We start from the raw sequence: 23,732 nt of genomic DNA, 5'->3' as shown, positions 1-23,732 counted from the left end.
GTCTCCCCCTCCTTACTCCGATTTCGCTTGCTCTGCATTCCACTTCCGATGAATCACATCTTGCAGGAGCTGCTCTAGTTCCCCTCTCGATATGTTGACCCGAATGGCTGCATCAACGGCTTCTTCTAAAGCTCGCTCCACCGCATGTCGTCGATAGCGATCCCGTTCCTCAACATGAACATGTGCAACAAATGTACCAGTCCCTTGCTTTGTTCGAAGCAATCCATCGTTCTCCAAATCTTGATACACCCTTCTTACCGTTATCACACTGCATTGCAATTGATTGGCAAATTCACGTATGGACGGAAGAAGCATTCCTCCTTCAAGATGGCCGCTTAAAATAAGCGCACGAAGCTGGTGTTTGATTTGGGCATACAGCGGTTCCGAACTGTTTTCATTAATCTGAATAGGCATAAACACCGCTACTAACCACCTCCTGCTCTGTGGATCCATGCTCTTTTCTAAAGCATTCTATACGATATCTCGTTTACGAATTCTATTTCTTGCTCCGGTGATACCAAGCATCAATGCACAAGCAATAACGCCTAAAGCCAGTATGGCGCTCAACCAAGGGTAATACTTGGCAACATGAATGACGGTTAACACGAGACTCCCTCCCGACAAGGCAATGAAAATCGAGATTACCGTGATTATACCGAGTGTAATGAAGATGCTTTTCATGTATTTCCTGCCGTTATAGCTTAGCTCCATCATGATATAAATTAAATTGATCATTATGGCAAGTGCAGTGAGCATGAGGGTGTAAGCGGCTATGGAAACCGGGGATAACTCCGCCCGAAGCTCGGTACTGAAGGTAGCCTGGATAAGAATGAAAATAAACATATTAAGCGCAAAGGCGACAGTCATCAGCATAATTCGCGACAGTGCAATCGTATGAATAGTAATCGGCAAGGTACGCAATTTCATCATCCATTTTGTATAAGAATCTTCTTGTAGATAACGCATCGATCTACGCGAGAAGAAAAAACCAAAATTCGGCAGTGTGACTAGATATATGAAATCCAGCAACCCGCTAAGGAATCGCAGCTTCTCCTCGTTTTCATTCAATAAGTGGTTGGTTAACAACAAACTCGTGGCACTCATATATACACTAAATAGTAAGGTAAAAACCACTCCCCATTTAAAGCGTATGAGGTCCGTTCTGACGAGCGCCCATGCTTCTTTATATTGCTTGCTCAATGTTCATCCTTCTTTCTGCGCCGGATTTATGATTTCTTATCGGTCGATATTCAGTGCAATCTATATACATCTGATTTGATAAATCAACACATTTTGGTTTATCAAGGGTGTTGATTATCCAGTACGATCCAGAGTGAATCGTCACCACACCGTGCTCCAAACGGGCGATAGCATACTATATGGCCATAAGCACTGTGCTTACTGTATATATCTTTATACACAGTATAATCACTGTGTTCATTTATTGTCAATGCTTAACTAAGATTCCAACACAAATCCATCGAGTTAAGGCTATATAATACTCCAAAATAGAAATAAGCTATTCTCTATGTACCCATCCACAAAGAGAATAGCTTATTTTTATCGTCACATAAGGGAGACTCCTCCAGCTGCCTTAGTAATACCCTGGCTTCCTCAATGTTGCCAAATACGACAGATCTGTCCATTAAAGTATTCAAACTCTCCTCTTCTATATACATCTGGTTTGATAAATCGACAAACTTTTGTGGTAAGAGGTAAGAAAAGAAGGAAGGGCGGTGGGTGGGCACGGTCGAAAAAGTTACGAATAAACTCGACCTGATCAATGGAAGAGCAAATTTTAACCTCCTCCTTTCCGTGGCTACCATTATCCATACATATATGCGCCCTATACACTGGGACAAGAGCTTAGCTTAAACAGACACCATTTTAGGCCCACACCCATACAATGATGAAGTGAACCTTCCCTCTTTATTCGGTAAAGAGGGCCAAAATGGAGGGCTACGAATGAAAAAATATAAGGAATCGGCGCTGTTTGAGCACCGTTTCTGGCTGCAAGTTCTTGGTGATCACGCCCGGTTTATCCACATGTCGCTCTCGGTAAGTGAGCAGCAGGAAATCAAGATGGCTACCGTGTTTATCCAGAGTTTCGATACGCTGTTGGAATATGCACGTAAAAAAGATATATCGCGAGTGGAGCTTATTACTCTAACCCGGCAGGCATCCGAATGGACGGGGCGGTTACGCGAATATAAGCTTCATCTTTTACGCAGACATATAGCTGGAAGCATTGCTCTTCATCTCTCTCCTACATTTTTGAATCATATGGTGAATGAACTTGATGAATATGTACGCATCCTTTCCTATCTCATACAGGAGCAATGTCCTCCGGTATGCCATCCCGTGCATCACCATCTCTTATGGCTACAGGATGCAGTAGGGCATGCGGCAACAATTACATGTGAGGTAGACCAGGTGGAACGGGATATTAAGGAACGAAGTAAAACTTTTACTAAACATTTTGAGGATTTATATAGCAAAGCGGTGGAATTCGCCGGATATTTGCGGGCCCGTCTTCCCCAATTTCCGGCCCTTGAACGCTTCAATAAACAAGTAGAGCTGGAGATGTTTGTATTTCTTCAGTTTCTGAAAGAGATTGAAGAAATGGATATTCATGTGTCATTGCTAGGAACGCTTTCTCCGCTTATACCAGATCATATGATGCGAGAGGAATGCTACTATTTGACCAAACTGGCAGAAATATCAAACGTAAAACAACCCGACTGCCGTCCGGATAAACCAAGAATCAAATACAAATAATCAAAAAAGCAACCTTTCTCTAGCAGTCAGACCGAAAGCGGAATGGCTGCTTATTTGTAGATTTCTTTAAAAAAACATGATATAGTTCGAATATATAAAATATTCGAGCGAGCGTTTGCTCATTATAGGATAGGAGCTGCATGCTATATGTCTATTTCTCCCATTCATTTTTTCCAGCGTTCTTTTCCCAGTGCTAACATGGTATTACTGCAAGGTAGACAACCCATTCTTGTTGATACAGGATTCGGTAGCGACATATCTGAAACCGAAGAGCTGTTGAGAGAAACTGGGGTCGCACCGGAAAATCTCTCGCTTATCGTCAATACGCATTATCATAGCGACCATGTCGGCGGCAACTACACCCTTCAGACAAACTATCGGATTCCTATTGCTGCGCACCGCTGGGAAGGTGAAATGATTAACTCACGCGATTGGGAGGCATGCAGCGCGGAATGGCTGCAGCAGCCAGTTGAACCGTACATGGTAAACCGCATGCTTTCTGATGGAGATGAGCTTGATGCCGGCGGTGTACCTATACAGGTTATACATACACCTGGACACACGCTGGGGCATATTTCCTTGTATGCTCCAGATCAGCAAATCTTGATCGCTGGCGATCTTTTTCATCAAAACGATGTAGGATGGATTAATGTTTTTCGCGAAGGAAGCGGAGCGATGCAGCGTAGCCTTATAAGCCTTGACCGTTTGGCAACTCTTCCGATTCGCCGCGCTTATTCAGGACATGGCCCGGCGATAGAAGCCCCCTCTGTATCAATTGATAACGCAAGAAGACGGCTGGAGAAATGGTTACAGACACCCGAAAAAGTTGCCTGGCACGGCTGTAAGCGCATTTTTGCATACACGCTGATGATAGTAGACGGTATATACGAAGAAGAGATATCCGAATACCTAATGGCTTGTGACTGGTTTCACGATTTCAGCCGCCACGCCTTTAAAACCGAGCCACATCACTTTGTCACACCGCTTCTTGAGGAAATGCTCCGTTCCGGTGCTGCCGTCCGAACAGATGATGGTCGATATGTCGCCGGTGCACCGTATACTTCTCCCAGGGCAGAATGGTCTCCCACACTGCCTTTACCAAGACAATGGCCCGATGTAGAAAAAATCTCCCCTCAGCTGTAATGGAAGATAAAGCCCCCCACCAAAATGTGTCGATTTATCAAATCAGATGTATATAGATAGGAAATCCGTGCTCATTGCGAGCACGGGCAGCAACGCTTTGTATACAGGCGGCTTTGACAGGCATATCGTGAAGCGATCCGACAAATTCTTCTTTTGTCGCCATATCCGCTTCATCACTCCTTCAATAACTGATATTGTCTAATTTTGTTGTACAATGTCGCAAGAGATATGCCCAGCGTACGTGCCGCCTGCTTTTTCCCGTTTACGGTTGTACCGAAACGCTGCAATGCTTTTTCGATCATCTTGCGTTCCACTACCCGTAATGAAGCTAGTTCCGGCTCGACTGCTACAGAGAGTTCTGCTTCTTTTTCCAGAAATGCTTCCAGCAGTGCAAAAGCATTCTGCTCCAGCACCATACCATGTCGATCCCTCAACAGATAGCGTGCTCGCCCGGCATCCTCCCAGCCATGGCCATAAATGACATACTCACAGCCAAGAACTTGTACAGCCGCTTCTAATGCAAGTCCTTTCTCCGGGAGCAGAGTAATGCTTGCCTTCTCGCACAGAACGCGCTCTTCCTCTAACATCTTCGGGTTCCAAACCGCCGCTATTTGTACCCATTTTTGCTCCGCAAGACGAAGGGACCTGCGCAGACACAATGAGTCTACCCCTAATAAAATAAGTTGCGGAATTTGATAGCTCACTTTACAATACCCCCTTTATCATAAAAAAATAAGTTTTCGAATAATAATGACTTTTATTCGACATCCTTCTTGTTATTCCCTTGCATACAGATACATTCTGTTATAGATAGATGATAAATAATGATTCATAAAATTTCTTCTATTGTACCCGGACACAAAATTCCCCTTGTTATCTTTTTCATATGAATGAATGGTTAATACATCTGAAATCTCCTTTTCCTTTCCTAACATAATACCAACTGATTACCCTTGGATTTATTTGGAATATCCTGCATAATTTATAATTATTGAAACTTTTAAAATAAAATAAATGGGAGGGAGTACGTAATGCGCAGATCACTTCTGTCCACTCTGCTTGCAGCCACCCTGCTTGCGGGCAGCGCATCCGTCTATGCTGCACCACCGGTACAAGTAGAAAAATCCGAACACGGGCAATCTCAAAAGGCATTTGATCAGCAGATCGTAAAGCAAACGGATGCTGAAAGGATGTACCGCACAATTCAGCAGTTGTCTAAAACTCCACGCGTAGCTGGCTCACCTGAAGAATTGAAAGCTGTACGCTATATCGAACAGCAGTTCAAATCATTCGGCTATCAAACGGAGGTGCGGCCATTTCAATTCGAAGGGTATACCGCACCATCTGAGGTAGCGGTAAAAACAGGAAATGCAGCCGTCACAGCAGAAGCTTTCACTTATTCCCCGAACGGAGAAGTAACAGCAGACCTGGTCTATGTCGGACTTGGTACGGAAACAGATATAAAAGGCAAGGATTTGACAGGTAAAATTGCGCTCATCCAGCGCGGTGAAATCTCATTCGGCGACAAAGTTCGTAATGCCGCCAGACAGGGGGCAAAAGCCGTCATAATTTATAATAACACCGATGGAAAACTGAACGGCACATTAGGCGGTGCAGACAAATCCTTTGTTGCTGCAGTCGGTATTGCAAAACAGGACGGGGAAGCACTGGCGGCCAAACTGAAGAACGGAGAAATTGTAACCACAAGCATAAAAGTGGCTGGAGCAAAAGTGGAAACATTAACATCACATAACGTCATTGCTACAAAAAAACCAAATGCAAATAAGAAAAACACCGATGACATTATTATTGTCGGTGCACACCATGACTCGGTACAAGACGCACCAGGCGCCAACGATGACGCCTCAGGTGTTGCCGTTACACTGGAGTTGGCACGTATTATGGCTAAAATGAAAACCGACACCGAGTTGCGCTTCGTTACGTTTGGTGCTGAGGAAAATGGCCTCATCGGCTCTGAAAAATATGCGGCATCGCTAAGCGAAGACGAAATCAAACGCACGATCGGCATGTTCCAAATGGATATGGTGGGCAGCAAGGATGCGGGAGAGCTGATTATGTACACCATTGACGGGCAGAAAAACAGAGTGACCGATTTGGGCGCTGCAGCGAGTTCCCGCCTCACCGGGGTGATCCCTTACGGTCAGGAAGGGCGAAGCGACCATGAATCGTTCCATGCACTCGGCATACCTGCCGCATTATTTATCCACGCTCCAGTCGAGCCCTGGTATCATACAAAGGATGACACTCTCGATAAAATCAGCAAGGAAAAATTGAATAATGTAGCTGATATTGTCGGGTCAGCGATATATCAGGCGGCCCGTCCTGGCGAACTAATTATCGAACGGGTTGATTATCCGAAAAAAGAGGTCGAACTAGAAAATTAGGAACGCATAAAAAACAAAGCGCTCGCGTATATATTCATATCGGAGCGCTTTGTTCTTATGGTCGAACAATGGTTACTTTTCCATTTTCTAAATAAACAAACTGGTATGCCGGGTATACCCATTGCTCCACCACTCCTTTTTCCGTTTTTGTTTGATTAATATATTTCGGCTCTCCCCAACTCGATTTTCGTACCTCTTCTGCCGTCATGCCGACTTTTGGCATCTGTCGCTTTGCCTGTTCGGCTTGCAATTGTTTCGATCGGGCTTGCCATGCCTGTCTTATTTCACGCTTCAGCACCATAATGTCCTGATGCAGATCACCCTGATATGTATCAGGAACATCGTTTAATTCACTAAGAGCTGCTGCGTACCTATTGATGTCCGACTCCCCCGCTCTTGCGGCAGCCAATTCACGTTGGGCTTTTACATACTTAAGCAGCATATGTGCATCCTCTGTGTCATCCGCATCCTGAAGATGCTGCTGTGCCTTGACCCAATCCCGTTCTTTGATGCTTCTGATCGCCTGCTCATATGCCGTTTTTTCCGTATAGCTCTCAACATGGCCGGATGCATATACAAGTAAGAAAATAATTCCGACACCTAGCAGAAGCCAGCGCATCCCTTTCCACTTTCCAGTTTGCGCCTCCTGTTGCTCTCTCATATTGTCTCGTCTCCGTTCATTTCTGCATTTACTCGGCCTTCGACAGTAGATTATAAAACGCAGCAAACAGCACGCTCGCTACTCCTATAGAAAGAAGCGACCATCCCATATTCATGCCCTCCTTATGTTCTCAATTTTATTTCATATTCACTATCATTATAGATGCAACTAGCTATGAAAAAGTTGCAAAAAAGTTAAGCCCTTCGGTTCTGAATTCAATTAAAAAAAGTTTGGACCGATAAAAAGTTTGACAGCAGTACAAGATCCTGATATTCTACGGGTAATTTCATAAGAAAGTCCACTAGGGGTGCCAATATGGCTGAGATAAGGTATAACCTTAATCCCTTTGAACCTGATCTGGATTATACCAGCGTAGGGAAGTGGTATCATTGACCTGTCATCGGCTTATAAACGGATGACATTATATTCCTGGTCTCAGATGCCGCTCTGCTAATAGAGCGGCTTTTTTATTCGGGGTATACTCCTGGTGGAAATCTTTCTTTCTGAAAAAATAATTTTTAGGAGGAATTTGTTATGTTGACATTTACCGAACAACTTCGCCAGGAGGCTGCTCCGATTTTCGAGGCAATTTTCACTCATCCGTTCGTACAGGGAATCGCGAACGGCGATCTGGATAAAGAAGCGATTATTCATTATGTAAAACAAGATTTTGAATACCTCAATGCATTTGCGCGCATCTATGGCATCGCTATTTCTAAATGCGAGGATCGCGATGATATGGGCATGTTCGCCGAGCAGGTTTCGTTCGTGCTGCACGGTGAAGCCCATCCCCACAACAACTTGTGCCGCGTAGCTGGAGTTCGCTACGAAGATGTACAGGGTTACCCGCTCGCCCCAAATGCAAGCCACTACATCCGTCACATGCTGACCGTAGCGCATGAAGGTACGCTCGGTGAGATTCTGGCCGTACTCCTGCCATGCCCGTGGACCTACCTTGAAATCGGACAGAAGCTTGTAGACGAAGTCAAACCAAACCCTTCCCACCCCTTCTATGAATGGATTACGTTCTACGGCGAGGCGTCCATGAATGATCTCACCGGTCGCTTCCGCGCCCGTCTCGACCGCTGGGCCGAAGGGGCAAATGAATCTGAAAAAGAAAAAATGAAACAACACTTCCTTACAAGCTGCCAGTTGGAATACATGTTCTGGGATATGGCTTATACGAAACAAACATGGCCAGTGGTTTTAGAGCAGGTGACGGCACAATGAATTGGAAAATGCGGGAAGTCGTATTAACTGTAGCGTTATCGCTTGCCTGCGGTGTCCTGTATCTCGGCTGGTCCACACTCTGGCTCCCAATCTCGGCCCTTGTAGGGCCGGTTGGAGCTGAAATTATGTTCGGAATCTGGGTATTGGCAAGCCCGCTTATCGCCTTTATTATTCGTAAGCCTGGGGCTGCACTTATCGCCGAAGTGTCCGCTGCCGCGGTTGAAGTGTTCACCGGCAGTCATTTCGGCCTCTCTTCCCTGCTCATCGGCTTCTGTCAGGGACTCGGTGCAGAGCTTGCATTCTTCTTATTCCGTTATAAAAAATATTCATTGTCCACCCTCATGCTCTCAGGTGCATTTGCGGCAATAGGTAGCATGGTGTATAGTTTACTGGCCAACGGATTCGGCTATTTTACCCCGGGCGTGCTAGGCGCCACATTTGCGTTACGCATCATAAGCGGTGCTATTCTAGGTGGACTGCTTGCAAAGCTAATTGCCGAATCGCTTGCGAAAACCGGCACGCTTCAGCAATACGAACTCATGCGGCAACGCAGAGAACAGCAAGGTGATACGTATGGCTCAACATCTGGCATGTAACGATGTATCCGTCCGTTTCTACGGAACATCCTCTCTTACATTACGGAATGTGAGCATCTCGGTACAGCCGGGAGAAAAAGTATTGCTGCTCGGTCCAAGCGGCTGCGGTAAATCAACGCTCTTATCCGTATTATCCGGTATTATTCCCGGCACCATTGAAGCGGAAGTCACCGGCAGTATCATTCGGCCCGCCTCCGTCGGCGTCATGTTTCAAGATCCGGACGCCCAGTTCTGCATGCTTACCGTCGGAGATGAAATTGCCTTTAGCCTGGAAAATCGCGCCATCCCACAGCATGAGATGGATGCGCGTATTGATACGGCAATGAAGCAAGCGGGCCTTTTCGTGCCAAAGGATACGCTTATCGAGACACTATCCGGCGGCATGAAGCAACGTCTGGCGCTTGCCTGTCTGCTGGCACTTGAGGCGGACGTATTATTCCTTGATGAACCGACAGCACAGCTCGATCCACAAGGACGTCATGATATATTTTCCTTGCTCAAATCAATTGCTGCATCCAATATGACCATGATATTCGTTGAGCATGTGCTGGACGGTCTTATCGACTGGATGGATCGGGTCATTCTTCTGGATGCTACGGGAAGCATTATCGGGGAAGGCACACCGCAGGATGTATTAAGACAATATGCCAAAGAAATCGAGGCTGCCGGCATCTGGCGGCCCCGCCTGTTCCCATACACGATGGACAAAGTAAGCGCGGACCCCTCCCACCCGCTTCAAATTGCCTGGCGCGATTCACTCGAACAAAGTAAAAAGCGCGCTCAGGCACCCAAACAAAAGCGACTGGACATCTGCAATGTACGCGACCTTACTATTAGCTACGGTAAAACGAATGTGCTGGAGCACATCTCATTTGACATTACAGAGGGGGAATGGACAGCTATTGTCGGGGAGAACGGCGCAGGCAAAAGCACCCTGTTAAAAGCGCTGGCCGGACTGGAAAAAGGACGACAGGGTAACATCTATATCCAGAACCGCCCCATCCGTAAATGGCCGACCGCAAAACTGTATGAGCAGGTCGGATTTGTATTTCAGAATCCTGAACTCCAATTCGTTACGGATCGGGTATATGATGAAGTAGCCTTTGGCGGGCGTATCCGCAAATTCGACGAATCGAAACTTAGCGAGAAGACACATCGTCTGCTGCAGGAATTTTCTTTAGATGCACACCGGGATGCACATCCATTCACCTTGAGTCAGGGACAGAAGCGGCGTTTAAGCGTAGCGACCATGCTTCTGTTCGAACAAAAACTCCTGCTGCTTGATGAACCGACCTTCGGGCAGGATGAAGCCACATCCACTCAGTTGCTTGCACGTCTTATGCAACGCAAGGAACAAGGTACGGCCATCGTTATGGTGACCCATGATATGGATATCGTGGACCGGTATGCAGATCGTGTACTCTGGATCTCAGACGGTGCCATCCGTTTTGACGGAGCTCCTTATCGCCTGTTCTCTTCCGAAGAGTCTATTCCCGGCCTTACCCGTCCCCTATCATACGAATGGGAAAGGAGGGTGCGTAATGGTCAACACAAGTGTCCGATTGGCACAAATTAATCCGGCTGTAAAACTAACAGCTCACCTGATGGTTATGCTGTTTTTAATGATGATTGCCGACCCTGCCACCTCCGCCTTGCTATGGGTACTCTCCATCGTCATAGGCATCCTTTTCGGAGGCTGGAATATACAGTATATCATCAAGCGCATTGTGCCTTACTTTGCTTTTTTTCTGCTTGTGTTCTGGATGTTAGCCGCCTTTGGTAAAGGTGAGCATATTGTAGGAGAATTCGCGTGGTTCCGTATTACAGAGGAAGGCATATATAACGGATTGACCATCGCATTCCGCATGCTTGGATTCGTCACATACGGCCTGCTGTTTACATCTACTACGGATACGACCCAGCTTGTGATGAGCATGATTCACCAATATCGCCTTTCGCCGAAATGGGGATACGGATTGCTCGCAGGATTACGATTCATCCCCCTGTTTCAAAGCGAGCTGTCTCAGATGAAAGCTGCGCACAAAATCCGCGGATTCCATGCACAAGGAAAACTAAAATCATTCGCCCGCTATACACTGCCCTTATTCACTCAGGGTATCCGCAAAGCAGAGCGCGTAGCGATCGCAATGGAAGCCCGCGGATTCGATGGTGCCAAGCCCCGTACGTATTATCATGTGCCCACCATCAGGAGGATAGACTGGATGTATTGTGCTTTTCTGTTTATGGCAGTCCTTAGTCTCACCGCATTATCCTTCTCATTCGGCTGGCTTCATTGGACCTGGAACGGAAGCAGTGCATAGCCTTGCAACAAGTGATACGAGCGGAAAAAAGCAAGAACCCCTTTTGTTATGTACTAGGCAGATGACCTCGATGTGGATTCGAGGTCATCTGTTTCCGCTAAGAGTGACGCGTGCACCTTCTTTTTTCCATCTTATGGATAATCAATAGATGTGGTTCTTTAGGTATTGTTTTATTGTCACCGGTCACTTTTGTATTAACAATTATGCGTAACTTCCAGCTCATTATTGGCATATATTGTTCCGTAAGTAGCACAAAGTAACATGCCACCACAAACCTCGCTACTCACTTGAAAGCTTATGTTATCTTCATACGTATCTATGCTATCAGCTCTAATTGTATCTACAAGTTTTTTAAAATTAAGAACTGGTAAATATTTTGCTATCATTTCATAGCTTGATAAATTATCTTTATTCGTATATGCATTATATTCCTGGATTTCTTTATAAATCGGACTTGGATTATACGGGTCATGGTTCAATTGTCCATTTTCATCTTCGAATTTTTTTATTTCTTCTTTAACTATATAATCTGGATAATCTTCACTGCCTTTATCTTCATCACCAAATTCCCAAAATGGATATTCTATATCACATAAGTGCGTTATAATCCACATTAGAAATTGCTCATTTATAAAACCCACATTTGCTTCTAGCTCCTTGAATCTATTACCATAATATTTTGTAGCTTTTTCTATCTTCTCTTCTTGGGACATATCATCCGTTGCCCCTGTTATATCGCATCCATCTAAATTTATAAAAATGCTATTGAACTTACCTAAAACACCCAAATCAACGGTTTCACTCCAGTAGGCTTCACCATCTCTATCGATTTTTATCATAATATCCTCCATTCTGCTGCTATCGCCTTACACTCACATTTCAATTATATCTGATTGGATAAGAATCCACTTTGATCAAACTTTATTTCCAAGCAACATATAACGAAAAGGGACGAACTAGATTAATTGATTTGCTGGGACTGTATAACTCCTACATTCCCCTGACAGACTCAAGCCGTAGAAATACGGCTTTTTTTGATCGTAATGAATGCATACAGCTTATTTACTCACCCTGTTTTCCTCGTTCATCCGGAATTTACGCTTAAGAGAAAAGTGATATTTGGCGCGTAGTAATATATGAAGGGGGGTGAATATTTTGGAATACTCGCAACAGGCGCTTGTAGAAGGAATTAAAAACCAAGACACACTTGCTTATGAGTATATGATAAGCAAGTATACAAAAACAATTTATTGCCTAGCCTATACAATTTTATTCCCGGCATGTAGTAAGGAAGATGTTGAGGAATGTGTATCTGATGTTTTTCTAGATGCCTGGCTTAAAATTGATGAGTTTGACCAGGAAAGAGGAAATTTTAGAACATGGCTCTTGATTAAGACAAAATATAAAGCACTTACATACAAACGTAGAAAAACAGTGACAAATGTTGTTGATATTGAAAAATTTGAAATCAAAGATGATTATAGCCTGGAAAAAGAGTTTTTTTTAAGGCAAGACCAGGAAAAGGTCATAGAAATAATTAATTCTTTTAATGAAGTGGACAAAAAAATATTTTTCAGAAGGTACTTTTTTGATGAAAAAATAAGCGATCTGGCAAAAGCTTTTAATTTATCAAGGTCTGCTGTAGATAATCGGCTTTTAAGGGGCAGAAGAATGATAAAGGAGGCATTAAATTGTGAACGAAAGAAAAATGTTTGAATTATTGAATAATATGGATGATGATTTGCTTGAAAAAGAAATTGATAAATTATTAGAAGGAGTGGAAATAGATATGGATGCTATAAATAAAAAAGCGCATCAAAAACTTACCGACAATAACAAAAAGAGGAAACGCAGAAAAAGATACTCATATGTTGCTGCTGCTTGCGTATGTTTACTGGGTGTAACTACTGTATATGCCAGTGATATTTCTGAAACAATAAAGTCATTTATTAACAAAACGCCAATATATTCAACCATTGTTGATGGAGATGCGTATTATTTAAAAGAAAGACATGTTTTAAATAATGAGATTGCAATAGAAAACATAATGGTTTCAGAAGGAAACCTAGAGATGGAAATAACCGCTAATCCAAGTTTATCTGAGCTTGGTGAGATAAACATTATCCCACAAAATGATGCTAGTACCGTGTATCATCCAGGTGGTTACTCTGAGGAAGGGAAGAAATACTATTTTAGCTTTATGAATAAAACAGAAAACAATTATAATATTAAACCCTTTAAAGATTTTAAACTTGTAATTGGAAGAAACTCCTATAATGTCTCCTTAGAAAAAGCTAAAAGCCTGGATTTAAACGGCAAAATTTATACCCCTAATGCTGGGGAAAGCAATATAAAAGGTGTAGATATTGGGGCTAAAGTTATTGATGAAAATGGAAAATCAAACATTCAATTTGTTACATCATTTGAAGATAAGAGCTTGAAATTAGTAGGTTTAGGCAAACCAATTGAAGCAAAAGTAGTATCTACATTTGAAAAACGGGATAAAGGTATGTTTTCATCTTCTACAAGTAGTAAAGCCGAGGAGCTTTATGCGTTTGATGAAATGAATACGAAATACAAACTTCAAATTCCAGAAAATGCAAAAGGTCGCCCAGTAACAGTATTTGAAACAAACGCTCCAAAAGACAAAAATCTAACACTAAAATTGCCTGCTCTCGTTGCCTCATTTGACAAAACTATCACCTCCCTTCCACTTAGCATTCCTAAGGAGGGAGAAGCAACGTTAAACAAAGAAATTGATTTTACGATTCAAAAAGCGGTTGTTAAAAACGTTAAAAGAGTATCACCAGCCTCTGCTCAGATAGAATTTGAATTAAATACAGGTGGGAATAAAAATATTGATATAAGGTCATTTAGCCTTAATAGTCCTGATATAAAAAAGATGTCAGCTGAATTTAATGGTAATAAAGCTATCATGACTTTGGAGTTCGATAAAAATCTTACTACCACTAATATTCAAATATCATACCCGCAATTTGTAATGACCGGAAATTGGTCAATTGATATAAAATAGAGACAAAATAAAAAGTGAAAGTACTATAGAAAACGCAAAGAAAAATCCTTGTCAAATGATGAGGATTTTTCTTTTTCTAATTCTCTTTTTTGATGTTCATGTTGGATCTGGAAAGCAAAGTGATTTGAGTTATAGTACGGACAAAATAGAAACAATACGAGAAAAAGAATTGTACATTCGCGACTTAGGCTATTTTCGTTTAAAGAACTTCGGAACCATGCAAAGTAAAGAAGCATATTGGTAAACAAAGTTCTGGATTTTGTTAAAGAAAAACAAAATAGGAGGTACATAATTTTATTAATCTTAATAATTCTGATAACATTCTTTGATTTATATCTTAATTTTACTTATTCGGAGCAATTCTTAGCTGGTCTTGCTTATTATGGAGTACAAATACATACGAAAGTCGTTTAAATCTAAATGTTATTCCATTAAAGCACCTGATTCTGGAACAAGGACCTATCATTACCTTTTTAAAATCGGTATCCATATTTCACTTTTGAACGTTGGTGAGGTTACATCCTTATTCTCATTCCACAGAATTTCTGGACCTTCGATTTGTTCATAGTTTGAGGAGGGGAACCATTCAGAATAAATACGTCCCCAAACATCTTGCAGCGTGCTAGGAAATGGCCCGATTGCCTCGAATACAGCCCATGTTAAGGCAGGAACTTCAAGCTGCGAGAGGTTATCCGGGCAGCCCTTCGTTGTTGCTACGCCAATATAGTGATCAAGCTCTCCTTTTTCCTCCATTCTTCCTTCAGAAAAATTCGTGGATGCACTAAGCAGCCCCATCGGCTCGACATTAGAAAGTTTTTTTAGTTTTTCAATCGTTTCACCATCTAAACTTTCCCACATAGAAGCAATTTCTGGATTAACCCCGTTGAAAATAATCGAAACTCTTTTCTTAATACCAACGATGCGAAATGCCTCTTTTTCTTCAATACGATAATTCATTTCACTTCCCCCTTTGATTGATAACTGGAAGGTCATTCGTGGATAAGCTTTAAGTGAATGGCCATTATTTCTAGCTTCTGAGGGCGTTATTCCATGCAAATTTTGAAAAGCTCGTGCAAAAGAATCTGGTGAGCTATATCCGTATTTTATTGCAATGTCAATGACCTTTACACTGCTATCTTTAAGCTCAAATGCTGCAAGGGTAAGCCGTCTGCGACGGATGTATTCCGATAGTGAAATACCTGCAAGGAAGGAAAACATCCTTTTAAAATGATATTCGGAACAGAAAGCCAGCCTTGCTACTTCTTTAAAGTCAATATCATTAGTAAGATTTTCTTCAATATACTTTAATGCTTCATTCATGTTTTTAAGCAAATCCATTATGTGACCTCCTTTATCAAAAGAATAACAGGGGTTGAATGTACCCGTCCGACATTTCGTGCACAATTATGTAGGGTTAACTCATAAGTAATAAAGCATGTTATTCTATCAAAAACAGGACAAGGTAGCCTGATAAGGCACTAGTATCTAAAGACAAATTAACAACAATGGCTTGACTACCGATAACCGTCTAAACTTGTCTGCTGTGGGACACAAAAAAACAACCGGTGTTTTATTACGCTAAGAGGCGTGCTTGTTTCCATATTAATTGTAAGTATAGTTTAATAAAGTAACTTCTTTGGGCTGATTGCCCAGTGTAAACTCAAACTCTCCTTCCGCCTCATTTCAGATCCGCCCTAAAGTAGTAAATCCCTGTATAGCCTACGATTATGTTATGTGCTGGTTCCACCTTCCTTAAATTTGCTTACATATTCTCTTTCCAAAATCCCCATGATGATTAATGATTCATATCGATCATCAGTTCGTATACATTCCCTTAACTTTCCTTCAACCTGAAAACCAGTGGATTCATAGACATGTATCGCTCTTAGATTATGGTCTTTAACATCAAGCCAAAGGTGATGCGCTTTGAGTTGCGAAAATACAAACTCCTGAATTAAACCAATAGCTTCTTTCCCGTATCCTTTTCCCTTGTCTGTGATTACAATCCTCATTAGTTCAATATTCCCGTGTCTGTTCTCTATTCCGAATAGGATAACAAATCCAATGGGTTGCTTATTTCTATTTTCCAGAATCATATGAATACAGTCCGTATTCAACAATGACGTTGCATGCTGTTCCCTATTCCAAGGAGTAATATAGCCCCTGTTCAGCTTCAAGCACAAAATGCAAGTCATCATTGTTAGTATGTCTAATAAACATTCTTTGGGAATTTATTAGATAATTTAGATGCATGTCCTACACCTCCTGATAATTTTATGATATACCCCAAAACATTCACAGAGAACCAATTCCGGTTTTTTTGATTGTTTGTCGTACAAATCAGCATAATGTGAGTTAATTATGTAATCTTTATCCTCTAAGTTGAACGAACGCATCATATGTAGTGAACATTGAGGTTTTTAAACAAACACGTGAGTCGATTTGAGGAGTTAAAAAGAGCGTCATTTTGTAGAACAAAAGGAAAATGTTATATTGAGGGTGTCGAACGGGGCAGGCCAACTCCGCCACTACCCGTAAACAACGGCTCTCCCGTTTTGGAAGCTAAAGTGCTTACTTTATAAACCTATAGTATTGTTGTTTCTCGGAACCGATATATGTGTTGAGAACTCGGGGGCTAGCCGTTCCCTGCTACTCGATTCAAGCGATTACTCTCTTAGTTTTTTCCATATTTACCCTTTTAGTTCTATTTCATCAAGCGTCAGCTTGTTGCCTCCTCGATCCGATTTCCGTACATCGGATGTCGCACAAACATGTACGAGCTCTTTATACCCATCACCTGAACGCGTATCTATATCCCAAAAATAAACGAAGTCCTCTCATACGGCACGCTGCGCACAAAGATTTCGCCTTGATGCTTGTCGATCAGCTTCTTCGTAATACTCAGTCCTAACCCGCTTCCTCCATCGTACCGGCCTGAACGGCCCCCTTTGTACAACCTGTCAAAAATAAAAGGAAGATGCTCCGGTTCGATCCCCCGGCCGCAATCCCATACTTCCACCCATACTCTCCCGCGTTTTTTCCACAGCTTGATGCCATGCTTGCCTCCCTCGCCGCCGTACTTAAGCGAGTTCGAGATGAGGTTATGCAATATTCTATCGATGCTGGCCGGATCCGCCCATACCGAAAGCCGTTCCTTAGGCAATTCGAGTATCGGCTGTACGCCCGCTTGCTCGAATTGTTGCAGAAACGACAGCATTGCTTCCTCGACCTTCTTCGTCATATCCACCTTTTGAAACTGCAAGGGCATATCGTTTGATTCCAGCCGGGCCCATTCAAAAAAGTTCCGTATAATTTCTGTCAGCTTCCGGGACTTTTGAATGATGATGTCCGCATACTTTTCCATCTCCGTTCCTTTAGCCAGTTGTTGGCTTTTCAAGAGCTCTGCATAACCCGACAACGAGGTGAGCGGCGTACGCAAATCATGCGCAATGTGGGTCATCACCTGCCGCTGGATATTTTCCAATTGCTCGGTCCGCTTGCCTACAGACAGGAGATGATCCCTCAGGAAATTGACTTGCTCTGCAAGCTCATTTAATGCAGGACTGCCTGTCCTTATATGCAATAAAGGAAGCTCCCGGTCGGAACGAAGCGCGGCAAGAACCTTGGTTATCTCCCTGATGTGTCTAGCCTGTACGATACGATGAATCCACAGCCATGCACAAATGATGCCAAGCGCACTAATAAGCGACAGCTCAAGCATGAAGCTCAATCCTCCCCTCCCAGCCTGTAGCCGATTCCCCATATGGTTTGGATATATTGCGGTCGCGATGCATCGGCTTCAATCTTTTGGCGCAGTCTCCTGATATGAACCATAACTGTGTTCTCGTCTACTTCCGAGGAGTACGTTTCGCCCCATACCCGTTCAAATATTTGGGACTTCGTAAAAACTCGCCGCGGCTCGGAGAGCAGCAGCTTCAAGATTTCAAATTCCTTTGCCGTTAGCGGCCTGGAAGTGCCATCCACCTTGACTTCGTAAGTATTGGGATTAAGCTCTAACTGGCGGTAAGCAATTACGGCCGGAGAAGCCTCTGATGCCGCGGATTGATAATATAAATATCTGCGAAGCTGTGCCTTCACGCGGGCTAACAGCTCCCCGAGCAGGAAGGGCTTGGTTAAATAATCGTCAGCACCGCCTCCGAGGCCAAGAATTTTGTCTACCTCCCCATCCTTCGCAGACAAGAGCAGGACCGGCACCCGCTCCTTCTCCCGGATTCTGCGCAGCACCTCCAAGCCGTCAATTCCAGGAAGCATAATATCTAAAATGACGAGATCAAAGCTTGCGCCCTCCCATGCCTGAATGGCAGACTGTCCGTCATGCACAAAGGTAACCCGGTATCCGTCCCTTCGAAGCGCTTCCACAACAAACCCGCATATTTCCAAATCATCTTCCACGACCAGAATATGGGCTGCATTCATCATTATGATTCCACCTTTTTTACTGAGCTACGGATAGAAAATGATCTCCCGTCATCAGACGGGTCCTTCATGACATACAGATACCAGCTAAGCATGAGGGACAGCAGCATGATGCTTAAGGCGACCCACAATCCTGTCTCTGACACGTGAAGAGCCTCATTTTGGCCGGAATCATGCATGGTCAAATAGGGCGATAGCCATGGATACCAACTGAAGTAACCCGGAAATAAAGCTACCAAGGGAAATTCCAGGACTACTACGCCTATAGCGGCCACGGCAAGCCGCAGAGCGGTTACAGTAACGATTCCCATTAATGCGCCTAGCGGCAGCAAGCCAAGGTAGAGACACCAGGAAAAGAGCAGCGTCTGCCCTTGATTGGCAAGAATTGGCCATGTAAGCGGCTCAGCGAGAAACAGCGTGCCAACCACAATATCGAGCAAACCGGATAGGACAAGGACCGCGCCTGTCAGGGCGCAGGCAACCAGCATTTTGGCGATAAACCACTCGCTGCGGCGGAATGGATATGTAAAACAAAGGCTTTGCATTCGCCCTTCATAATCCATAACAAAGAGATAGCCGGCCAAAAAAGTAAAGACGACGGGACGTATCCAGAGATCCATATAGACAGCCTGCAAAAAAACGTCCCACTCTCCGCTGCCCGTTTTCGATAAATCCGCGATCAGATGCACCGCCAGCACAAACACAAGCACCCATCCGACCAGCGAGCGCTTCAGCTTCATAAATTCTACCTTCCATAATGTCAGCACTCTGTTACCTCCATCAGCTTATGCATGCTCCTTTCCGTCGTCCCGAAGCTAAGTTCGTATACATCTACATTACCGAGCATCAGCACGCGGTTGATCTCCGCAGACCGATGAAGCTGCTCATAGACTGAAATCAAACCCGCCCCGGCGACAGTGTAGTCATGGATTCGAAGCTCCTGCTCCAGCAGCACGCTCGCCTTTGACGTATCACTCACTTTAATATCCAACCGGTCCCTGAAATGATCAAGAATCTCGGATGCACCGAATTCCTTGATCACGCTGCCATTTGCCATCAACCCGATCCGGGAAGCCGTATACTGAATCTCGTCCAGCTTGCGGCCTGTACATACAATCGTTGCCTGACGAGACTGGGCTAAATCGCGGAACAGCCTTAGCAGATCTTGCCTGGTGTCCCCTTCCAGACCGTGCAGGGGTTCATCCAGCACTAGCAGTTCGGGACGGTGCAGCAGCGCTCGGGCCAGGGCCAGCCTTCTTCGCATATCGAGAGGAAGCTCTGCTGCGCGCAAATGTCTGCATTCCGACAGGGAAAGCGTTCTAAGAGCCTCTTCTATGCATTGCTTGCCTGGAATCCCCATCAGCTTGCGGTGCATTTCCAAATGCTCGACTACCGTCATATGGGGCAGCAGCCCGCTGTCGCCGTGAAGGTACCCGATTCGCTCCATCATCTTCCGATCTGTATGTTTGTGCTTGGCACCGAACAGCTCCACTACACCGTCAGTCGGCTTCATTAATCCGAGCAGCAGACGCAACAGCGTCGTTTTGCCCGATCCCGGCTCCCCCAGTAAAGCATAGATTTCTCCCCTTCTAATATGAAGGTCGACAGCATCAACCGCCGTAATTGACTTGAAGCGTTTCGTCAATGAATAAGTCCGAATGACCGTTATGCCTTTCATCCTGTTCTTTCCTTTCTATGGAACCATGCTGCGCCTGCAGCGAACAACATTACGCAGAGCAAAACCAAGCTGGCCAAATGAAACGTCAATACCGCCGTGGGAATCCCGGGATATGCAACTCCTGTCAGCGATCTCCAACACAGCATGAGGAAAATAGAAATAAAGCCGAAACCGGCAGCCGCCGCGCGTCCCCAAGCTACAGCGATCCATAGTGAAATGAACAGCTGTGCAAGTGCGGCTGCATACTGCACGAGCCAAATATAGCCCCAAATCCACAACGCATTGCCGAAAGCTTCAGGAAACGGCATCGCGGCTACAGCAAGCACCGCATATAGAACGGCGGTGCTTAAGCCCAGACACAGAGCGAGCCAAAGCTGCTTGGAGGCGTACAGGCCTCTTCGCGATACACCGCGGGCGATCATTCCCTTCCAATCTCCCGCTGCCGCTTCGATCTGCGCTGCGTATCCCGCTACTAGTCCGCCTGCAGCCGGCAACAGCAGCCCGAACCAATACAGGCTGGCCGCTCTCATGGCCTCCTCCCAGTCGACCTGCTTCGTAAGCGGATCGTACTGCCCAGCTAAAGCTAGCATTGCGGGCAATAACGGCGCAATAAAGCACAAAGCGGGCATAAAGATACGGCGGTATTTCACAGCTTCCGAACGGAGCATGCGACGCAACATTCATCGAACCTCCCGCTTGCCGAACCAATACGAAGAAAGCGCCGAGATGGCGGCAAAGATGAGAAGCACTGCAGCAAACCGCAGTCCGACGGATGCATATGAAAATTCACTGTTTGCCGGGTCGATAACCAGTTGATACACCGTGTAGGAAAAACGTACCGGCCAGGTCCAGGGGAGCAGCATCCATATTTCATTGCCCAGACTCGTTACGCCGATCACAGCGGCTATAATAATGCCCGTAAAGCCGAAGCCGGTCGCGATCGGCCATCCGAAAGCTTCCGCGAGCCATAATGATATTGCCAGTAGCGGCAATGAAGCGAGCCAGCCGGCCGCGATTGCGGCGAGCGTTCCTGCCCATAGATGGGGCGAATCCGTCACACCCAGCAGCTTGGCGCTAATGATGAGCAGCATAATGAGCAGCAACGTGCTGATTGCAGTATGCATGACGATGACGAGTAGCTTGGAGATATACAATCTTCCCGGCCTCACGCCGCGGCAGCGCAGCAACGACCACCGGCCTGATCCCGCTTCCAGTTGAGCTGCGAGCGCCGGCAAAAGCCCCCAAAAAAAGCAAAGCAATGCCCCATACCATATTGCCCCAACCTTATCAAATAATTGGGTTAGCGTCCAGCTTGCACCGCGGCCCCCACGTCCGTACATCATGATGATCCCGCAAATGCCGAGCGGAACGAGTGCAATGATCCACGGAACCGCCGAACGCTTATATTTGATCCATTCTGATCCTATTTCTCTTCTCATTGCTACCGCACCTCTTTACAGTGGAACCACCATGCCCCGATAGCCGTTAACACAACACATCCAAGCAAACTCCACAAAGAGCCTGTAACCATAAGGCTGGGATCGAGCAGCGGACTGGATGGTTCTTGCGGCAAGCCATTCGTCTGAAAACCGAAGAGAGCCCCAAGCGCGCGAATCGGCCACTGCCAAGGTACGGGCACCCATACCACAGATAAATTGCCCGTCACAATGCCGAGGAAAATACCCGCCAAGCCGGTCATAACCGTCCAGCCAAATCCAAGCAAATGAGCGGCAAGCAGCATGAATGCAACAAGCGCTAACGAGGTCAGCCAGGCTACCGCAAAGCCTTGCAGCAGTTCGGACCAGGGCATCGCCCCCGTAACGGTGAAACTGCAGAGTACGGCAATAAAAATGGTAAACAACAAGCAAGCAGCTAATGTCTGTGCGACGAGGACGATTAGCTTGGCCATGTACAACCGCATGGCTTGAAGCGGATACGTGCGAAGCACTCTCCACGCGCCTGATCTTCGCTCGTACGCGACCGATAAGGTTGTCAGCAGCGTAATGCCAAAGGGCAAGCCGAATACGGCCCACCAGTTGTATACATTCATTAGCGCATGGCTCCAGTCCACCCCTCCGGGCATCAGCAGCCCGAACAGCATTTGCATGAGGGCGAATGTAAAGGGGCCGCCCATGATGAGCCACAAGGACAGCGTGCGGCGGTATTTCAAGCTCTCCGAAGAAATAGCGGCTGTTATTGTCATCGGTACAACGCCTCCTCGGAAGCAGTTGCATACCGCATAAACAGCTCCTCCAAATTTTCTTTGCCATCCCCTTCGGCAAGCAGACGGTCTAGCGAACCCTGGAAGCGAAGCCGTCCTCCGCTGACAATTCCAACCTCCTGAACAATCTGAGCCACCTCGCTCAGAATATGGCTGGACAAAATGACGGTCATCCCCTGCTCGGTGAAGGAAGCGATCAGGGCTCTCATTTCGCGAATGCCCATCGGATCAAGCCCGTTCGTAGGCTCATCGAGTATAAGCAGCTGCGGCTTATTGAGCAGAGCAATGGCAATTCCAAGCCGCTGCTTCATGCCCAGCGAATAGGCAGAGGCCCGCTTCTTACGGCTCGTCTGATAGAGTCCGACAATCTCAAGCACTTCGTCAATCCGTTTCTCCGGCAGCCCGAGCAAGCGCTGATGGACCTGTAGATTTTCATATCCGCTCAAATGCCCGTAAATCGCCGGCGTCTCGATCAGCGCTCCGATTTTGACAAGCGAATGGCGGCTCCATGGCTCTCCGAACAGGCGAATGCTTCCTCCCGTAGGCTTAAGCAGGCCGACAAGCAGCTTGAGCAGCGTTGTCTTGCCCGCTCCGTTGGCACCTAACAGACCGTAAACCTTTCCTTGCGTGACCTCAAGATCTACACCGTCAATAGCCTTTTGCGACTTGAATTTTTTAGTTAACTGCATCGTTTCAACTACATACGTCATGGGTTACTCACTCCTTTTCTGTTCGCTTTCATGCCTACTATACAGAAAAGATCTTACTCCCCCTTGAAATAACTCTTACAAATTTCTTAAATTACGGGCTAGAATCATCGAATTTTTCACAAAAAATATAGTCTGAATTTTACGTTCTGATAGATTTCATTTCCCATTCCACCCAATATCCAAATCACAGTTCGCCCTTCTTGGATCCTAATTAGCTAGTACTCTATACAACGAATATTACTAAAACAATTGAAACTTCCCTTTGTTTTTTGGTTTATCACAATGATATGCAGATTGGATTTGCGAGGGTTGTAAGTGATTATGCTGTTTATAGTTTAATATTAGACGTAGTCATTGATGAAAAATATAGAGGTAAGGGCTTGGGAAAGAAGCTAATTGAATTTATAAATAATCATCCAAGTATAAAAAATACAACCAAAGTTCTTTGGACAAAATATGCTCAAGAATTATATTTAAAGTGTGGATGTGAACTACCCACCACTTAAAACCTGACGATT

The 23,732-nt window shown here is 45.0% G+C and carries 26 protein-coding genes and 1 riboswitch; of the genes, 10 read left to right on the top strand and 16 right to left on the bottom strand.

All coding sequences use genetic code 11. The features are described from left to right. Positions 1–12 precede the first annotated feature (12 nt). Together HMPREF0083_RS09625 and HMPREF0083_RS09620 are read right to left on the bottom strand one after the other, a co-directional pair. The gene (locus HMPREF0083_RS09625; RefSeq protein ID WP_040302260.1) at positions 13–420 is read right to left on the bottom strand and encodes a GntR family transcriptional regulator; all 408 of its coding nucleotides are present in this window, start codon (positions 418–420) and stop codon (positions 13–15) included. 51 nt (positions 421–471) lie between these two features. Beyond that, a complete protein-coding gene (locus tag HMPREF0083_RS09620; protein WP_021621077.1) occupies positions 472–1,200 on the bottom strand; it encodes a hypothetical protein in 729 nt (242 codons plus the stop codon). Between the two features lie 765 nt (positions 1,201–1,965). On the opposite strand from HMPREF0083_RS09620, the gene HMPREF0083_RS09615 reads away from it, so the two are divergent. Beyond that, positions 1,966–2,778, top strand: a complete 813-nt coding sequence (locus tag HMPREF0083_RS09615) for a DUF2935 domain-containing protein (RefSeq protein ID WP_040302259.1) — start codon at positions 1,966–1,968, stop codon at positions 2,776–2,778. 147 nt (positions 2,779–2,925) lie between these two features. Further along, entirely contained in the window at positions 2,926–3,921 is a 996-nt protein-coding gene (locus HMPREF0083_RS09610) for an MBL fold metallo-hydrolase (RefSeq protein ID WP_081696039.1), read from the top strand. 37 nt (positions 3,922–3,958) lie between these two features. Here HMPREF0083_RS09610 and HMPREF0083_RS29735 read toward each other — a convergent pair whose 3' ends face one another. Next, positions 3,959–4,084: a hypothetical protein gene (locus tag HMPREF0083_RS29735; protein WP_021621072.1), complete on the bottom strand. Its 126-nt coding sequence runs from the start codon at positions 4,082–4,084 to the stop codon at positions 3,959–3,961. 10 nt (positions 4,085–4,094) lie between these two features. Next, positions 4,095–4,625, bottom strand: coding sequence for a helix-turn-helix domain-containing protein (locus HMPREF0083_RS09605; RefSeq protein WP_021621071.1), 531 nt, complete (start codon positions 4,623–4,625; stop codon positions 4,095–4,097). Between the two features lie 327 nt (positions 4,626–4,952). Here HMPREF0083_RS09605 and HMPREF0083_RS09600 point away from each other — a divergent pair, with 327 nt between their 5' ends. Beyond that, positions 4,953–6,326, top strand: a complete 1,374-nt coding sequence (locus HMPREF0083_RS09600) for a DUF4910 domain-containing protein (RefSeq protein WP_021621069.1) — start codon at positions 4,953–4,955, stop codon at positions 6,324–6,326. A gap of 55 nt (positions 6,327–6,381) precedes the next feature. Here the strand turns inward: HMPREF0083_RS09600 and HMPREF0083_RS26330 are convergent, their stop codons facing one another. Further along, positions 6,382–6,987, bottom strand: coding sequence for a hypothetical protein (locus HMPREF0083_RS26330; protein WP_021621068.1), 606 nt, complete (start codon positions 6,985–6,987; stop codon positions 6,382–6,384). Between the two features lie 293 nt (positions 6,988–7,280). After that, positions 7,281–7,383, top strand: a riboswitch (TPP riboswitch). A gap of 141 nt (positions 7,384–7,524) precedes the next feature. Between HMPREF0083_RS26330 and tenA the strand changes: the two genes are divergently transcribed. From tenA to HMPREF0083_RS09575, 4 genes are read left to right on the top strand one after another with little or no spacing between them, the layout of a single operon-like run. Continuing rightward, a complete protein-coding gene (gene tenA, locus HMPREF0083_RS09590; protein ID WP_040302273.1) occupies positions 7,525–8,217 on the top strand; it encodes a thiaminase II in 693 nt (230 codons plus the stop codon). Beyond that, complete coding sequence (locus HMPREF0083_RS09585) at positions 8,214–8,813, top strand: ECF transporter S component (protein WP_021621066.1); 600 nt, start codon at positions 8,214–8,216, stop codon at positions 8,811–8,813. Before tenA ends, HMPREF0083_RS09585 begins: the two co-directional genes overlap by 4 nt. Continuing rightward, positions 8,791–10,389, top strand: a complete 1,599-nt coding sequence (locus tag HMPREF0083_RS09580) for an ABC transporter ATP-binding protein (protein ID WP_021621065.1) — start codon at positions 8,791–8,793, stop codon at positions 10,387–10,389. The genes HMPREF0083_RS09585 and HMPREF0083_RS09580 overlap by 23 nt, the downstream gene beginning before the upstream one ends. Further along, the gene (locus tag HMPREF0083_RS09575) at positions 10,355–11,134 is read left to right on the top strand and encodes an energy-coupling factor transporter transmembrane component T family protein (RefSeq protein WP_051354604.1); all 780 of its coding nucleotides are present in this window, start codon (positions 10,355–10,357) and stop codon (positions 11,132–11,134) included. The genes HMPREF0083_RS09580 and HMPREF0083_RS09575 overlap by 35 nt, the downstream gene beginning before the upstream one ends. 194 nt (positions 11,135–11,328) lie before the next feature. Here the strand turns inward: HMPREF0083_RS09575 and HMPREF0083_RS09570 are convergent, their stop codons facing one another. Further along, positions 11,329–11,973 carry a hypothetical protein gene (locus tag HMPREF0083_RS09570; protein ID WP_040302258.1) on the bottom strand — a complete coding sequence of 215 codons (645 nt, stop codon included), beginning with the start codon at positions 11,971–11,973 and terminating at the stop codon, positions 11,329–11,331. A 316-nt stretch (positions 11,974–12,289) separates the two neighbouring features. Between HMPREF0083_RS09570 and HMPREF0083_RS09565 the strand changes: the two genes are divergently transcribed. Together HMPREF0083_RS09565 and HMPREF0083_RS09560 are read left to right on the top strand one after the other, a co-directional pair. Next, positions 12,290–12,850: a sigma-70 family RNA polymerase sigma factor gene (locus tag HMPREF0083_RS09565; protein WP_040302257.1), complete on the top strand. Its 561-nt coding sequence runs from the start codon at positions 12,290–12,292 to the stop codon at positions 12,848–12,850. Further along, positions 12,828–14,168: a hypothetical protein gene (locus HMPREF0083_RS09560; RefSeq protein ID WP_040302256.1), complete on the top strand. Its 1,341-nt coding sequence runs from the start codon at positions 12,828–12,830 to the stop codon at positions 14,166–14,168. Before HMPREF0083_RS09565 ends, HMPREF0083_RS09560 begins: the two co-directional genes overlap by 23 nt. Before the next feature lie 465 nt (positions 14,169–14,633). Here HMPREF0083_RS09560 and HMPREF0083_RS09555 read toward each other — a convergent pair whose 3' ends face one another. From HMPREF0083_RS09555 to HMPREF0083_RS09510, 10 genes are all read right to left on the bottom strand, one after another. Beyond that, positions 14,634–15,506: an AraC family transcriptional regulator gene (locus HMPREF0083_RS09555; RefSeq protein ID WP_021621058.1), complete on the bottom strand. Its 873-nt coding sequence runs from the start codon at positions 15,504–15,506 to the stop codon at positions 14,634–14,636. A 392-nt stretch (positions 15,507–15,898) separates the two neighbouring features. Continuing rightward, a complete protein-coding gene (locus HMPREF0083_RS09550; protein ID WP_240961435.1) occupies positions 15,899–16,264 on the bottom strand; it encodes a GNAT family N-acetyltransferase in 366 nt (121 codons plus the stop codon). A 713-nt stretch (positions 16,265–16,977) separates the two neighbouring features. Continuing rightward, the gene (locus HMPREF0083_RS09545) at positions 16,978–17,889 is read right to left on the bottom strand and encodes a sensor histidine kinase (protein ID WP_021621056.1); all 912 of its coding nucleotides are present in this window, start codon (positions 17,887–17,889) and stop codon (positions 16,978–16,980) included. A 5-nt stretch (positions 17,890–17,894) separates the two neighbouring features. After that, positions 17,895–18,608, bottom strand: coding sequence for a response regulator transcription factor (locus HMPREF0083_RS09540; protein ID WP_021621055.1), 714 nt, complete (start codon positions 18,606–18,608; stop codon positions 17,895–17,897). Continuing rightward, the gene (locus HMPREF0083_RS09535) at positions 18,608–19,372 is read right to left on the bottom strand and encodes an ABC transporter permease (protein WP_021621054.1); all 765 of its coding nucleotides are present in this window, start codon (positions 19,370–19,372) and stop codon (positions 18,608–18,610) included. Before HMPREF0083_RS09535 ends, HMPREF0083_RS09540 begins: the two co-directional genes overlap by 1 nt. Further along, entirely contained in the window at positions 19,366–20,283 is a 918-nt protein-coding gene (locus tag HMPREF0083_RS09530) for an ATP-binding cassette domain-containing protein (protein WP_021621053.1), read from the bottom strand. Before HMPREF0083_RS09530 ends, HMPREF0083_RS09535 begins: the two co-directional genes overlap by 7 nt. Then, on the bottom strand, positions 20,280–20,963 hold the full coding sequence (locus HMPREF0083_RS09525; RefSeq protein WP_021621052.1) for an ABC transporter permease: 684 nt from the start codon (positions 20,961–20,963) through the stop codon (positions 20,280–20,282). Before HMPREF0083_RS09525 ends, HMPREF0083_RS09530 begins: the two co-directional genes overlap by 4 nt. Beyond that, positions 20,964–21,722, bottom strand: coding sequence for a lantibiotic immunity ABC transporter MutE/EpiE family permease subunit (locus tag HMPREF0083_RS09520; RefSeq protein ID WP_021621051.1), 759 nt, complete (start codon positions 21,720–21,722; stop codon positions 20,964–20,966). Between the two features lie 2 nt (positions 21,723–21,724). After that, the gene (locus HMPREF0083_RS09515) at positions 21,725–22,486 is read right to left on the bottom strand and encodes a lantibiotic immunity ABC transporter MutE/EpiE family permease subunit (protein WP_021621050.1); all 762 of its coding nucleotides are present in this window, start codon (positions 22,484–22,486) and stop codon (positions 21,725–21,727) included. After that, positions 22,483–23,214 carry a lantibiotic protection ABC transporter ATP-binding subunit gene (locus tag HMPREF0083_RS09510; protein WP_021621049.1) on the bottom strand — a complete coding sequence of 244 codons (732 nt, stop codon included), beginning with the start codon at positions 23,212–23,214 and terminating at the stop codon, positions 22,483–22,485. Before HMPREF0083_RS09510 ends, HMPREF0083_RS09515 begins: the two co-directional genes overlap by 4 nt. Positions 23,215–23,450: 236 nt before the next feature. On the opposite strand from HMPREF0083_RS09510, the gene HMPREF0083_RS27110 reads away from it, so the two are divergent. Then, positions 23,451–23,720 (top strand): GNAT family N-acetyltransferase, encoded by a 270-nt coding sequence (locus tag HMPREF0083_RS27110; RefSeq protein WP_081696037.1) that lies wholly within the window; start codon positions 23,451–23,453, stop codon positions 23,718–23,720. Positions 23,721–23,732: the final 12 nt, after the last annotated feature.

This window comes from Aneurinibacillus aneurinilyticus ATCC 12856 (genome assembly GCF_000466385.1).
Classification (GTDB): domain Bacteria; phylum Bacillota; class Bacilli; order Aneurinibacillales; family Aneurinibacillaceae; genus Aneurinibacillus; species Aneurinibacillus aneurinilyticus.
The sequence above is the reverse complement of the archived record's forward strand: the minus strand, read 5'-3'. Positions and strand labels throughout refer to the sequence as shown.